The 16,026-nt window shown below is 30.0% G+C and carries 11 protein-coding genes; 1 reads left to right on the forward strand and 10 read right to left on the reverse strand.

Annotated elements, in window-relative coordinates:
* Positions 1–351 precede the first annotated feature (351 nt).
* The 3 genes from ACI48P_RS10185 to ACI48P_RS10195 are packed head-to-tail and all read right to left on the reverse strand — an operon-like array spanning position 352 to position 4,734.
* Complete coding sequence (locus tag ACI48P_RS10185; protein WP_475215313.1) at positions 352–2,451, reverse strand: CocE/NonD family hydrolase; 2,100 nt, start codon at positions 2,449–2,451, stop codon at positions 352–354.
* Between the two features lie 31 nt (positions 2,452–2,482).
* Entirely contained in the window at positions 2,483–3,550 is a 1,068-nt protein-coding gene (locus ACI48P_RS10190) for a mandelate racemase/muconate lactonizing enzyme family protein (RefSeq protein ID WP_475215314.1), read from the reverse strand.
* Between the two features lie 23 nt (positions 3,551–3,573).
* Positions 3,574–4,734 carry a DUF819 family protein gene (locus tag ACI48P_RS10195; RefSeq protein ID WP_475215316.1) on the reverse strand — a complete coding sequence of 387 codons (1,161 nt, stop codon included), beginning with the start codon at positions 4,732–4,734 and terminating at the stop codon, positions 3,574–3,576.
* A 215-nt stretch (positions 4,735–4,949) separates the two neighbouring features.
* Between ACI48P_RS10195 and ACI48P_RS10200 the strand changes: the two genes are divergently transcribed.
* Complete coding sequence (locus ACI48P_RS10200) at positions 4,950–5,510, forward strand: helix-turn-helix domain-containing protein (protein ID WP_475215318.1); 561 nt, start codon at positions 4,950–4,952, stop codon at positions 5,508–5,510.
* Between the two features lie 137 nt (positions 5,511–5,647).
* Here ACI48P_RS10200 and ACI48P_RS10205 read toward each other — a convergent pair whose 3' ends face one another.
* The 7 genes from ACI48P_RS10205 to ACI48P_RS10235 all read right to left on the reverse strand — a co-directional run bounded on the left by ACI48P_RS10205 (position 5,648) and on the right by ACI48P_RS10235 (position 15,958).
* Entirely contained in the window at positions 5,648–5,842 is a 195-nt protein-coding gene (locus tag ACI48P_RS10205) for a YwbE family protein (protein ID WP_475215320.1), read from the reverse strand.
* A 125-nt stretch (positions 5,843–5,967) separates the two neighbouring features.
* A complete protein-coding gene (locus ACI48P_RS10210; RefSeq protein ID WP_475215322.1) occupies positions 5,968–7,110 on the reverse strand; it encodes a 5-bromo-4-chloroindolyl phosphate hydrolysis family protein in 1,143 nt (380 codons plus the stop codon).
* A gap of 207 nt (positions 7,111–7,317) precedes the next feature.
* Positions 7,318–7,518, reverse strand: coding sequence for a cold-shock protein (locus ACI48P_RS10215; RefSeq protein ID WP_475215323.1), 201 nt, complete (start codon positions 7,516–7,518; stop codon positions 7,318–7,320).
* A gap of 458 nt (positions 7,519–7,976) precedes the next feature.
* Positions 7,977–9,479, reverse strand: a complete 1,503-nt coding sequence (locus ACI48P_RS10220; RefSeq protein WP_475215324.1) for a CotH kinase family protein — start codon at positions 9,477–9,479, stop codon at positions 7,977–7,979.
* Between the two features lie 151 nt (positions 9,480–9,630).
* Positions 9,631–11,268: a M20/M25/M40 family metallo-hydrolase gene (locus ACI48P_RS10225; RefSeq protein WP_475215325.1), complete on the reverse strand. Its 1,638-nt coding sequence runs from the start codon at positions 11,266–11,268 to the stop codon at positions 9,631–9,633.
* A 281-nt stretch (positions 11,269–11,549) separates the two neighbouring features.
* The gene (locus ACI48P_RS10230) at positions 11,550–12,086 is read right to left on the reverse strand and encodes a DUF2628 domain-containing protein (RefSeq protein ID WP_475215326.1); all 537 of its coding nucleotides are present in this window, start codon (positions 12,084–12,086) and stop codon (positions 11,550–11,552) included.
* Positions 12,087–12,376: 290 nt separating this feature from the next.
* Positions 12,377–15,958, reverse strand: coding sequence for a glycosyl hydrolase family 18 protein (locus ACI48P_RS10235; protein ID WP_475215328.1), 3,582 nt, complete (start codon positions 15,956–15,958; stop codon positions 12,377–12,379).
* Positions 15,959–16,026: the final 68 nt, after the last annotated feature.

Below are 16,026 nucleotides of genomic sequence, written 5' to 3' on the forward strand. Positions count from 1 at the left end.
CATCTAATAGCCTAATTGAACTAATAGATAGTATTAATAATCAAAGTTTAAAACTTACAATAATGATAGGTATTAAAAACAATTTTACATCTCCAAGTGCTGCTTAAATATTAATTGATTATATAAAAACTTGTAACAAACCAAACATAGAGTTTAATCTTATGTTACCCATGAATGATGATTTTCTCATCAAAGCATATATATTTATCTATTGATGACTTAAAATCTATTTATGATGATTATCCAATAGGCTCTAGCTTTGATAGGCCTCGTTACATAAACCAAAACTGGAATATAGGAGATGAGAGATCTATCTGTGTAGTTGGTGCAATAATAAAAACCTTAGCTAAGCTAAGGTTTTTCTATTGGTAATACTATATGTGAAGGATAATCCTTACCACTATATATTGTATTATTTGCAGTTATACACTCTTCACTGTCATATCCTTTTTCAGTATTACTATGTGGGAATATAAGATTTTTAGCTGAAGATGTTATAGATAATCTCAGTCTACTTCCTGGCATAAATGTATTAGAGATAAAAGTAGTTTTAATCATAAACTCATAAATCTCTCCATCTTCCATTAACCTTGGTTCATTAAAACCGCCTCTATATTTTGCACACAATACTCCATCAACTAATTTTATTGAATTATTACTTTCATCTACTTCTGTAAGTCTCACTACCCAATCTGTGTCTTTTGCACTGGAAGAAGCATAGAATTTTACTAGTACATTACCAGTAATAGTAATCCCTTTATCAAATACTTCACTAGTAAAACACAATACATCTTCTCTTTTTTCTACACTTATATAGTTTGTAGGTACACCCATTTCATTAGATGACATGTCAATAATATATAATGCAGGATTGCTCGGATCATAAGTATAAGTATCTGAAGAATTAGTTGAGCTAATATCCCAAGCTAATGCTCCATCTCCACTGCTAGTTTTTGCACTAACATTACTGCTTAGATACATATTTTTATTTTCTATGTTTTCAATAGGCCAGTTATTTGCATACTTCCACTTATTTTCATTAACTGAGTAATACTCAACAGGAGATGTTTTATCTATATTATTATCTATTCCTTTAAGCTTATTATCAAACCAAGATAAATAATAATAATCTAAATCAAATCTTATAGAATTATTTCCAAATGATTTTTCATTAATATCTCTTATGGTATTTGCACTATGCATCCACGGTCCTAGTATTACCTTTCTACTTCCAATTGGATAGTCCTTAATAATATCTAGTGCCTCATTTGTTCCCATCTGGTCATCATCATACCAACCTGAGACTACCATTGCAGGTACCTTTATATTATCTTTTTTGCTGTGCCAGCTATGTTTTTTCCAATAGTCATCGCAATCTCTATGCTCTACCCACTTATTAAAGAATGGTATCTCATATCCTAGTGCTTTTTTAGGAATATCTTTTATAGGCCTTATATTTAATATTTCATCCCAGTCATCTCTAGCCATTAAAGTTGGATTCATTTTCTTTTGAGAAACTGCAAATGCCCAGGCAAGAGTTCCTGAAACTAAAGAACCTCCTTTTCTTGGAATATCAACAAATGGAGATCCTGATGTAACTATACTTACTAAAGCCTTTAGATATGGATTATTAGAAGATGCTACACTCCACTGTACATAACCTAAATATGAGCCACCAATCATTCCCACTGACTTATCACTCCAATAATTAGAAGCTATCCAGTTTAGTGTATCATCTCCATCTTCTTGTTCATAAGTACAAGGATCCCATTCTCCCTCAGAATAGTTCCTTCCCCTTACATCTTGAATAACTACTGCATATCCTCTTTGAACATATTTGAAGTAACTACTACTATTAGCTTCTTTACCATAAGGTGTTCTTATTAAAATTGTTGGAACTTTATGTTCTATATTTTTAGGTAAATACACATCTGTTGCTAAGCTTATATTATCTCTCATTTTTACCATATGAGTTCCTGTGATTTCTACTCCATATAATTTTTCATCTTTTATATAGTCTTCCCATAGTTTTAGTGGTGTATAATTCTCGTATCCTTTTTTTATTAGTACTGTGCAGTTTTCTCTAGAAACACATATAAAACCTACAACTTCCTGATTTACTACAACAATATCTAAGGGAAACTGTTTATATCTTTGAACATAAGTATAATCATCTAACTTAGAGTATTTTTCATCAAAGTCAGTATCAATCTCTTCATCTATACTATAATCATTTTTAAAAGTATCATTGTATGAGCTTAACTTTCTGTTTAATTTTAAGATGTCTATCTTATAACCTTCTATATATTTAGTATTATCTTCTTCTGTTAGAAGATCTTTGTTGTCAAAACTACTATTAAGTATATCTAGCTCTTCATGATATACCAATTCTTCTTCAAAATATAAATTACTGTAATGAATTCCCGATTGGTAAAGTTTAAAATAACTCATGTTTCTCCCCCTTAGATTATTTCTTTACATATTACATATTTATATCTATTCCTAATCCAGGCTTATCACTTAATGTAATAATATCCTTGTTCATAGTAAAGCCACCATTTATTATGTCATTTTCTTCTAGTATCATAAAACTGTCCACATCTGCTTCTGTTATATTTTTCTTAGATGCTATTAAACTTACAGCAGCAGTTATTCCAAGCTTTGTTTCTAACATACAGCCAACCATACAGTTTAATCCGCTTGCCTCTGCTATTGAGTTTATTTTTAAAGCCTCATATATTCCACTAGATTTCATTAGCTTAATATTTAAAATATCACAAGCTTGTGCTTTAACTATTTTTATTGCATCTATTGGAGTGTGTAAGCTCTCATCTAGCATAATATTTATATTACTTTTTTGCCTTACAATTGTAGTTCCTTCAATATCCCAATAAGGTAAGCACTGTTCAACTGCTTCTACATTATATTCTTCTAATTTTTTTAAGGCATTGATTGAAGAGTTTACCTTCCAGCCTTGATTTGCGTCCATTCTTAATCTAATATTTTTACCTACTGCTTCTCTTATTAATTTTACTGCACAAATATCATCTTCAACACATTTTCCTGCCTTTATTTTTAATATATTAAAACCATCTTCTACATATTCTAAAGCTTTTTTAGCCATTAGCTCTGGTTCATCTATTCCTAAAGTTATATCTGTTTGAACTTTGTTATCATTTCCCCCTAGTAATTTGTATAATGGTTGCTTATTAACCTTACCTAAAATATCGTATAAAGCTATGTCTATTGATGCTTTTGCAGAGCTATTTCCAAGTATTATACTATTCATTACTGTATGAATTTTTTCAATATCTAATGGATTCATACCTACTAAAGCTTTTCTAAACATATTTAATACCACTAAAACAGTATCAAGAGTTTCTCCTGTTACTGGTGCAAACGGTGAGGCTTCACCAAATCCTTCATATCCTTCATCAGTTTTAATCTTAACTATTATTGTTTCTGCATGCTCAACTGTTGCAAAAGCCACTGTTATTGGATTTTTTAACTTAATTCTTAATTTATCATATACTATATCTGTAATCTTCATTTTGTATCCCCCATTTATTATATTTACATTCCTAAAAATCCTCTTATTGCATACGCTACAGAAATACCTACATAGTTACCAAGACAAGAGCAAAGAGCTCCCATAACTATTGCTACACTTACTAATGACTTCCAGTTTGCTGATGTTGCTACTAAAGATGCTGTTGTTCCGTCAGCAATTGAAGCAACAATTGAAAGTACAACATACTCATAGTTTAGTTTGAATAATCTACACAATAACAGGTGTAGTATTAAACAAGTAACTATCACAAGAAAACAGAATAGTGTTATATAAAATGCCGAACCAAAGAATGCTTTTAAATCAACTGAAAATCCTACTATAGCTAAAAATAACAAGGCTATAAATAACCCTAAATCTAGATTCCCCTTAAGATTTTTAATAAATTTTAACTGTGCTATAGCTATACCCATAGTTGTAATTAATATTATTCTTCCTGCACTACTTATATTAGCAGGTAAGTAACTTGCTAACACTGTTGCTATTTCTGTTACGATAAACCCTATAGCTAGCATTATTGCTATATCTTTTATACTCCACTCTTTTGTTGACATAAGTGGCTCATGATTTCCTTGAGATAGTTGTTCTTCTGTATATGAATATGGCCACAACTTGTTAAAAGTTTTTGACTTTTTCATAATTGCCGGTACTGTGAAAAATAGTAATAAAGTAGGAATACCCACTACGTAGTCAGCCGCATTAGCTGCAGCTATAGTATTTGGAGATGCTTCTAGACCTGTTGCTATTGCAGTTAAGTTACCACTACCACCTGTATAAGTACCTACAAACATACCTGCAACCTTCCAGCCTTCATCTATTTTATCTGCAAATACTAATCCAAATATTAATGACATCAAACTTACAGAAAAAACAGCTAACACTACTGCAATTATAGGCTGTTTTGATAACTTAAGCATACTTTTTAAATCAACACTCATAAGCATGATAACCATTGAAACTGGAATAGCATACATTCCAATATATCCAAACACAATATCATCATTTGGAACTATCTTTAGATTTGATAATATGATTCCTAGTATAATAACTGTTAATGCTGGTCCTACCAATTTTGGTATTTTATATTTTTGAATATACAGTGCAATTGCCACCATTGAAAAAAGTATAGCTAATAGACTACCTTGACTTGTAAATAATGCATTCATAAAACTCCCCCCTCATTCATAAACTTTAGAATAAATTAAGTATTTATTAATTTATTAATTATAGCTTAAATTGTATATGAAGGAATCTAAATTATCAACATGATTTTAATAATATTCTGAATATTTATTTTTTTACCTTCAAACATATTATTTATGTGATTTTTGTTAAATATTGTATGTTATAATAACTATATATAAAGATAAGGAGATAAGATATGATTGGTGACATTATAAGAAGTATAAGAAAAGAAAAGAAAATGACTGCTAACCAATTAGCAGAACAGTGTGGTCTAACACCAAGCTATATTTCTCAACTAGAGAGAAACTTGTTAGATCCATCTATTTCTTCCCTAAGAAAAATCTCATCTATTCTAGATGTCCCTATATACACTTTCTTAGCTGAAGATTTAGAGCTAGATAAAAAGAATTTATTTATGAAAAAGAATGATCGAAGAAAATTAAAATTGGCTAATAGTAATATTACTTATGAGTTTTTGACACCCCTTATTAGATCTAAGGATGTCAATGTAAAGATGAATATTATTGAGTACAATCTTAATAAGAAAAGCTATGATAGTTATGATTATTTGGTACATAATGCTGATGAGTGTATTTTTGTTACCAAAGGGAAGTTAGATGTTTTTGTTGAAAATGATGTATATCATTTGGATGAGGGTGATAGTGTTTATATTTTAGCTAATACTCCTCATAGGGTTTATAATCCTACTGATGATGATACTATGGGATATTCTTGTATAACACCTTCTATTTACTAGAATAATACCTCTATCAAGATAGATAGAGGCATTTTTATTATTTATAAAGTAATATAGCACCCTGCGTCTGTTTTTCAGAAGCAGGGTGCCATCTTGTTTGTATATATGGTTTTTTATATTTTTAAGTAACGGTTGTTTTAACTTATTATTTCTTTGACTCTTCCTACTATGCCACTTTCTAGCATTACTTTTATTCCGTGGTGATGGTTTGGTGAGTTTGTAAGGATTCTTTGTACTATTCCTTCTGTTAGTTTTCCAGTTCTTTGGTCTTGTTTTTGTACTACTAAGACTTTTGATCCTATTTTTATGTCGCTTCTTTTAGTTCCGTCCATTATTTATACCTCTTACTTTCTTGTATGATATTTTATTATATCACAAGATATAATAAAATATCATACAAGAAAGATGCCTCTCTACAGCTTGTGAGGTATGTGTTACTCCAAGTGATAAAACTATTTTACTTTTTAAAATCTTCTTCTGATAATCCCTCTTGTTTAAATAATGTTTTTAGTACTGATATATCTGTAGAAATATCTACTACAACATCTTCATATAAATCATCTAATAAATTTTCAAAAGCACTATTAATAATATCTATACTCTTTTCAATTTCAAATTTAGCATTTTTTATATTATCACCTTGAACCAGTTGATTATCTAACTCTTTATAGGAGCTAATTAATTTTATAGTAACTGGAAGGTAATGATTTATAAATTTATTAACTTCTTGCGCTTTCTTAGGATTTTTTTCAACCTGATTTAGTATTTCATTCGCAATATTTCCTAATTTATCTATTTTTATAATTATTTCTTTTCTATTAAGATTATTTCTTATGGATATTATTTGTTTAATATATTCTCTTCCTACTTTTATTGTAAAATCTACTTCTTCCTTTACTGCATCATTATTTTCTTTTTTTGCTTTTTTCTTATTTCTATCATTAGATAATTGCTCTTTTTTAAAATTTAGATATTCACCATATACTTCATCATTTACAATAAAATAAGTTTTTTCTTCGTCTATATGTCCTTCTAAAAACATGCTCGAATCAATCATTTTGCGTAAATCTTTGAGAACATAATTCTTTTTTAAGCTAGCATATTTTGCTAATTCTTCGATTGATACAAAACTATTGCCGTCAATAATTCTTACATACTTTTTAAAGCGTTTTACTCTTTTTCTTTCATTTATTCCTTTTAATAATAAACCTGCACCCCCTATAGAGAATACCACTATAACTCCCAAAACAATATTGCTACCTACAATAATACTACTAAATATTGTATTAGCTATTACATATAGTCCCAGTGATATAACATTTACTACAGTTGTAGTTGCTCCTATTACTATATAAACTATTGATGATACACTTCCAGGAGGTCTTTTGCTAATATATTTTGATATATCATTTTTAGATCTTTTATTTAAATTCATATGCTTTTCGATGTATAGATTAAACTTTGATTTAAATTGATTTATAGCGTCCTCAAGGTTATAGTTAATATCACTTTTTAATCCCGCAACATCTATTGCTTTAAGTGCATCACTAACTGTGGATGTAATTTGCTCTTCCAAATTATAAAAGTTATTTTTATTCATTTATACTGCCTCCAGATTATTTTTATTATTATTAACATAAATCTAGATATATAGTATTATCTTATGTCTGTTATATATAATAAGTTATATAGTTTTAACTAATAACCATAAAAATAGATTTTAAGTATTTTAAGGATTTCATACATTATTCCCTTAAGCACAAAAAAAGACACAAAATAAATTGTGTCTTTATAACTAACTTATATATTATAATATAGTTACGTTTTCTGCTTGAGGACCTCTAGCACCTTTAACTATATTAAAGCTTACTCTCTGACCTTCTTCTAAGTTTTTGTATCCATCACTTTGTATAGCTGAGAAGTGTACGAAAACATCATCTCCACCTTCTACTGTTATGAATCCAAATCCTTTTTCACTGTTAAACCATTTTACTATTCCGTTATTCATTGTTTGACTCCCTTTTAACCTGTATCAAGTTTTACTTGAATTATTTGTTTTTTATTTCTACACTTATAATTATGACTCTTATTAAGAATAATATACTTTATTTTAATATATTTTTTAACTATTGTGTACTATTTCTTTGACCCTTCCAACAATTGTACTTTCAAGCATTTACTTGATTCCATGATGATAATTTTGTGAATTGGCAAGGATTCTTTTAGTTCCTTCCATAATTTATACCTCTTGCTATCTTTTAGGGTATTTTATTATATAACAAGAGATACAGTTTTATTAAGATAATATCCATTTAAAGAACAATTTATTCTATAGTTATCTATTTAGAATTTTTTACCTTACATCTAAAAAATAGACACAGAGGTAGAGTAATCTTATAATTATAATAAAAGCCCTTCGTCAATTTATAACGTAGGGCAATACTAATTTACATAAAATTTTTTATTTTATTCATCTAATTGTTTTTTAATACTTTCACTCATTTGCACAGCAAGCTCTAATATACCAGGTAAAGTATTGCTCTTACCTCCATTTGGACTATCCACCCCCTCAGGTAGTTGCATATCTCCCCTATCTGGCATTTCCATACCCTCTGGTACCTTCATATCCCCCATATCTTCTTTGTCCGGTCTCTCCATTCCTTCTGGTGGCTGCATATTCTCCATGCCATCTCTATTCGGAATTTCCATACCTTCTAAACCTTGCTTATCTCCCTTGCCCATATTTTGCTGAGTGTTTTCTATTGCAGATTTAATATTTGTTTCAAACTCTTCGAAAGTATAAAAAGCACTAGGATCTTCTTTTACATAAGGAGATATTAACTCATATATCTTACTAGTCATATTCTCTAAATAATCTGAGTCATAATATTTTTCAACTATTTCCTCTAAATACCCATAATAAGCTTCTTTATATTCCTCATTTGAAAGTAGCGTATTTACCAATGGTCTTTGTTCAACACTTACCATTGTTGGATTATCTATATCTATCAATTCATCCCCTGATGTGTTACCTTTCTGGAATCCTCCAAATGCCATATTAAAATCCCAAGGTATTATAGTAAATTTGCCATCTTGCTCATATAAGTAATAATTATGTGCAAAAGTCCCTTGATAACTATCTAAGTTTAGTATTGCTGTATTTATAGCAATATATTTTAAAGCAGATTCAACATCCAAATAATTCTCTATGTTTTCTCCACTATTTAATGCGTATATTATATCTATAAGTTTTTGACTATCTCTCTCTCCATCACTCTTAAGCTCTAAATTTGGATAAGATTCTATATTATCGTCTTTATAAACTAAACTTCCACCATTTGTTCCAGTTGATTTATATAAATCCCCTGTGCTATCTTCAAAGTTATTTTCAATAAAAGGATCTAATATACTTTCAACTGCAAGATATAATCCATGATATTCTCCATTTATACATACTTTAGCATAAGTAAACTCTGGAGTCTTAAGACCCATATCTTCAAAAATACTATAAGCTATAAACTCCCTCATGTAAGTAGGGTCTGAGTAACAGTTATTAAGATTTAGCTGAGTAAGCCCTGACATAGTTTGATTATCTTCATATTTATCAAACTTTATCTTTAAACTATATCTGTCAGAATCTGAGTCACTTGCCACTGAATTTAAGCTTGAATTACCCTTAGGTCTAACTGCTATGTTTTCATATTTATCACCATTAATAGTTACTGTGGCTGATTTATATTCTTCTTCCTTAGCATTTTCAAACATATCTTCAAGCTCATTTTCATCAATTTCAATATTAACTTCCATTACTTTATCTTTATCAAAGTATTTTTCTCCATATGAAAGTTCTTGTGAATTTGAAATATTATGATCATTTACATTTGCTGTATTGCTAGAGCATCCTACTAATCCTAAAGCACTTGTTACTAAAATTAAGGCTGATATTTTTATAGTTTTCTTTAATTTCACAGCTCATACTCCTTTTATGTAGATTTTCAACTTAATAATATCATTCAAACCTTAAAGTTAACTTAAACATAATAACTATAATTTCTATCATCATATGAACGAAAAAATAGGAGCCATAACTGACTCCTATTTTTAAATAAATCTATTTAGCTTAATCTATCTGCACAAAACAAGAACTTACAGATATAATTGCCATCATAGCAAATATCATTGTGGCACATAATGCTCCAAAAGTTAAAGCACAATTAAATAAATAAACAGTAGGTACATAAAGTATCATTATTAAAGCAATAGGTAATAATAAAACATAACCAATCTTTCCTACTCTATCCCTAAAGATGCTCACCAATAAAGTAAATATCCCTATTAAAAGTGCAGGGAACACAAACAAGTAACTTCCTCCTGGTAAAACAACAGTTAGCACTATCCCTAATATAAACAGTAATATAATACTTCCAAGTACATACTCATCCTTTTCCTTAAACTTCCTACTAACTTTCCTAATAAGCAGCACATAACCAACAATAGCTAAAACAATCACGCCAATTATTATGGCGTACTCATATTTAATAAGTGGAAGATAAGTAATCTTATAAGGTCTTCCATTAACAATAGCCGCCAATCTAGATACTCCATAAGAAACACCAGCAACTAATAACGTATACCCTAAATTAATAAAAGTATATTTCAAAGGCGATAACACACTCTTCACCCTAAATTTGTTAAATAAAATTACTATACAAACTAAAATAGCAGCTAACAATCCATAATTAACCATCTTAGAATACTTAACAAAAACACCTCCTATAGTAAAGAATATAGCATCCTCTCCACTGTCCAAAGCCTCTTTATTAGCATAATTCTCATTACTAACAAACTCAGTAACAATAGGTAACACCTGATCCCCATAGTGTTGCATTGATTCTTCATTTAAAGACTCAAACTTATCATTAGGAGTATGATAATTCTCTAGCCCATCTAATACACTTATATTTATTCCAGGTATATTATTTTCTAAAAACACAGTAAAATCAGTTCCATTTGGAAGTAATCTATATATCTCAGGAGTTATAGAATAAGAAAATGGCTTATCACTATTAGAATATAAATCTACTATATTAGAATTATTAGGACTAGTCTCAAACATAATAGCAGGTCCTTTAGTTCCTCTAGCTTCTAAGTTTATTAAATAGTTTACATTTTCAAATATCTCTTTCTCCTTAACAGCTTCCTTAGCTCCTAATAATCCATATTCTTCACCGTCTGTTATTAAAATCTTTATACCATTTTTCATTTCAACATTATTTTCTTTTATAGCTCTTATTGTTTCTAAAATAGTTGATAATCCATACCCTGCATCAGCAGCTCCTAAAGAACCATCAACTTCTGCATAACGCTCTTTCTTTGCACGTGAACTATCATAATGAGTAACAAGCATTATATAAGAATCATTTTTTCCTTTTATTTCTGCATATATGTTCTCTAGGTCTTCTTTTGACTCTGTTCTTTCTACATATACATCTTCATATTTATATGTTTTTGGCTCTAAACCAAGCTCAACTAATTCTTGTATTAAATAATCTCTTACATTATTATGAGCTTCATCATCAAATATTGAATGCGGCTCCTTTGCAATTTCTTTGATATGATTCATTTGGTTTTTAACATTTACTTTAGAGTTATCATCATAGTTTACCTTTGATGGATATAATGAATTAAATCCAATTACTGATGATATAGCTATTGCTAAAGCTAGCAATATATAACTTATTTTATTCTTTGATTTCATCTTCCTATCTCCTCACATTTTTCCTAATATTACCTTTCCCCCTCTTTTGTAATAATTTAACATACCCTAAACTGCATTTCAAGAATTTATTTTGAACTTCAAACATCTTTCTAATCAAACTTTAGTATTTTCAACATTTATGATTAAAAACTTTTTTATTATTAATAATTTAAAATAAAAAACTCGCCTCTAGAATATTAGAAACGAGCTTAAATTGACATAATTTTTACTATCCTTACTAGTTACACTCAACTATTGTTAATTTCTTATCTTACATACCATTATAACAATACAAATTTAATTATGTATGTAACTATAGCAAAAACTACAGGAACAATATAACTTACTCCACCTTTTTTTCTAGTAAAGTCAGCTTTTAAACTATCATCTAGCTCTTCTAGTTTTTCTACTTGTCTCTTAACATGATTTAAATACAGTGCATTTGAATAAATCCCTGCTCCTATGCTAATTAATAAACTAATAAAACTTGAAGAAAACTGATGGTTAGAAAACATTATGTTAAGCACAATTATTCCTAAACCTAACCCGTACAATTTTCTATATAAAAACCAAAAAGGTGTTATTAAAAATGCTGCCCAGTTCCAACTAAAGGTTCCATTATTTTCTTCCATTATTATTTTCTTTTCTAGGTAAAATTCGCTATTTCTTCCTATAAAAGATTCTAACTCCCTTGTATATGTATCCACTTTTATAGGTGCCAGCTCAATATCTTCTCCACATTGAATACAAAAGTTACTTTCTACAGGATTTATATGTTTACATTTGTTGCAAACTTTATGGTCATTGTATATATTCATAAAATCCCTCCCATGTTAATCTTACTATCAATTATAAAACAGATTACATAATACGACAACTTTATACCATTAAAAATAGAAATTTTTACCTTAACTTATTTTTCTAAATTAAAAAATTTGCTTCGCTTGAGCGACTACGTCTGCGATTATATTTTACTTACTATTTGTGCAGGGGTATCACCTTGTTACATGAGTTATACACAGATTGTGAGTCATCATAATTGCCTTATACGTAAAAAATGATTTCTGAATAACAACAGAAATCATTTTTATAATTATGTACTAATATTTTATATTATTAACTCCCAAGAAGAATCACTACCTGGCACCGTATTTGTCCACCATTTAGCTTTGTACATTTTACCTTGATATTTGACAATCTCACCACCTGTAAATATCATTCCTGGTTCGTAATTTATACTTCCATCTTCATTTGGCTTAACTATTTTCTCCCAAGCTTGTGACTTGTCTGGATCCTCTCCTTTTACCCACCATTTAGCTTTATACTCATTACCTTTAAATATTACTATTTCTCCACCATAGTATATTATATTAGGATCATAAGTATCTTCAACTACTGATGGATCTTTTACTGTTATTGTTCTATATTTAGTAGTTGTTTTACCATTACTATCAGTTACTGAGTAAGTTAATTGGTACTTACCTACTTTATTTATATTAACTTCTCCTGTTACCTTTATATTATTTGTTAAATCTCCATCTTCTTTATCATTAGCACTTACTCCAGCTAATGCCTCAAAGCTATCCCCTAAGTATATAGTTTTATCTTCTACACCATTTATAACAGGAGCTTGGTTTCCTACTTCAGGTGATTCTTCCATAAACTTATTAAATAAATTAGTATGTTCATATGGTGCATATATACCTTTATTAGGTTGGGCCATAGAGTCCCTATTTATAGACCACATTGAAGTCATACCTAATCCTTTTTCAATAGCATGATCTACAACTAGCTTTGTCCAATCTTTTGTAAAGGTTGGATGAGCTTCACCTTCAAAGCCTACTGATGGAGTTGTTCCTATTTTTCTATAAGATTCACTATCACTTAATTCGATATTTGCAAACTTTTTAAAGTATTCTTTTACTTGATCTTTTGTATTATCAACAGCTCTTAACGATGCTGTTCCATAGTTTTCTCCAGGTAGTATTGTTGCAGGTCCATAACACATAGTCATTATATTTACTACTTCAATATCAACACCTTGTGATAAATAAGCTTCTAAAACATCTAACTGTACTGAAGTTAATCCACTTGGTAATACTGCTAACGTCAATACAATATCTACACCTGTTTCATCTTTTAATTTTTTTATAGCTTTAGCATTTGCAACGTTATGTGATTTATTTGTTGAAGGTCCTTCTATATCTAAGTCAAGTCTAGTTAATCCATAGCCTTGTACTATTTCTTTATATGTATTATAAAGTACATCCACATCTTGAGTTGCTTCCCATATCGCTACTCCATTTAATCCACCTAATGATATTGCTACGTCTCCACCTATTTCTCTTATATCTTTTATAGATTTTTTTAACCCTTGGTATTGAGAGTTGTCATTATTTTTTTCATTTAAAACATCAAAACCTCCCCATCCCCAGTTTACTTTACCATTAGATATTCCACCTGTTGCTTGTATAAATCCTAAGTTAAAGAATTTTACACCAGTATCTTCAGATATTTTCTTTAAGTTTAATGCTCCATTATTAGAAAAGTCTCCATCATTCCATGCTGTCATATCAGCAAATGGCGAATTTACTTGCGATGGCCACTCTGTCCCTTCTCCTACACCAAAGTTATAATCTTCTTGTGGCGGTGTTACCTCTTTTGCTTCAACAGTTATAACTCTATTGGCTACACTTTCTAATCCTTTACTATCAGATACTGAATATTTTAACTCATATCTTCCTTCTTTTGATGTATCAACACTTCCTTCTACTTTTATTCTAGAAGTTAAATTACCATCTTCCTTATCTGTTGCACTAACTCCTAATAATTTATCAAATGTATCTCCAACTTTAATACTCTTATCCTCTACTCCTAAAATTGTTGGAGCATTATTTACTTCAGGTCTTGTTGACTCACCGTATATAGTTTGCTTATACATTTCTGGAGAGTTCTCTGACATACGCTGAACTAATTCTATACCTTCTATCTTTGAGTCTCCTGATAATTTAAAAGTATATGACTGTCCCTGCTCTATATTTTTACCTTCCCACACAGACTTTAAATCTACAACAGTATATCCATCTTCATATGTTACAGTACCCGCCATATGATCTCCTCTGTTTAGAGGCTTATCTGTTTTTATGTATAATTTAGGTGACTTTATTGTTTCAGCACCTCTTTCTACTTCTTTTAATACTGTATTAGTTTCTTGAGGGTTTTCATTGTTTTTTATAGTTATTTCATAGCCTTTTCTTTCTACTCCCCACTCTACTTCATATGTATTTATAGTTGCATCTACTTCTAATTCTGAATAAACAATGTTATGAATTGGTAAATCAGAAGCTCCAAATAGTCCTTCCTTAGTCGCTTTTGTTAGTTCATCTCTTTTAGTTGATGTAGTTGGTGCATCTTGTGATTGCATCCATCCAATCATCCCACCTAAATTATTTTCATGCACATAATTAGCCTTTTCTTCTATAGACCTTACATTATCATATGTAAAGAACTTCCCAGTACTTTCATCGTAAAGATATGGTGCTTTTGCTGTGTCATCCCAGTATTCTTTTAGTCCTGGATAACTTGCTTTTAACTTATCTATACTTCTATATGACCATACCCCTGACATACGTCCTCCATCTCCTGATGTTAACGGTGCTTCATTTATTGCACCTCTTGATGGTGTTTGATCTGCATCTTTTGTTGTTACAGAAGCTTCTCCAAATAATCCTGGTAAAGTAGAATCAGTTCCTTTAGAAACTTTGTCCCAACCTCTAGTGTAATAAGCTGCTCCCATTACTATTTTTTCAGATTCTGCACCATTTTCTATTAAATAATCAACACTTTCATCAATTGATAGATTATTTCCTTTTAATGGTTCATTTGGATTTGGGTATAATCCTGTCTGATGTCCACTGTACTCATCCCAAGCACCTCTCATGTCATAAGTCATTATGTTTGCAAAATCTACAATATTAAATAATCTATCTACATCTATTCCTGTATCTACTTTCTTCTTAGGTGCTGGAAGTGCAACAGTTAACTCATATTTCTTCCCTAATTCTGCACCTTTTTTATCTAAAGCTACTCTGAATTCTTCTAGTAATTTAATATAATTTTCTTTATCCTCTTTACTTGCATAAGGGTTACCTTCATCATTTTTATTATCTACCTTATCTGGTTGCCTTACTTCACCAGCAAATTCCCAGTCTATATCTACAAAATCCATATTAGTGTATTCTACAAACTGTACAACATTTTGAATGAAGTTTGCTCTCTTAACAGGGTCCTTTGCAATAGTTGGGAAATCAGCAGATTTTGACCATCCACCTAGGGATATTCCTAATTTTAAGTTTGGATTTTCTGATCTTAATTGTTGAAGTGCTATTAAAATACCTGCATTTGGCGCTCCCCATTGTACTCCATCTTGTCCAACTGGCGCTCCTACTGCTGCATCCTTGTCAGTAAATACTAAATTTCCATTAGAATCAAAGTCCATAAATGCAAAATTTAAATGCGTTAATTGATCTGCTGGTATATCTTTTGGATAGAAGTTTCCTTGACCTCCCCAAATAGACCAATCACCGTAATACATTACATTACGCTTTTGACTTTGTGCATTTTTGGCATTTACCTCCATTGCATTTGCGCTTACTACCCCAATAAATGGCGCTCCTGCACTTATTAGCATACTACCTACTATTGCTATTGCAACAGCCTTTTTTGTCTTTCTTAGTTTTTTTGATGTGCATATTTTTC

The sequence above is a fragment of the Romboutsia sp. LXY-2 genome, from assembly GCF_056171995.1.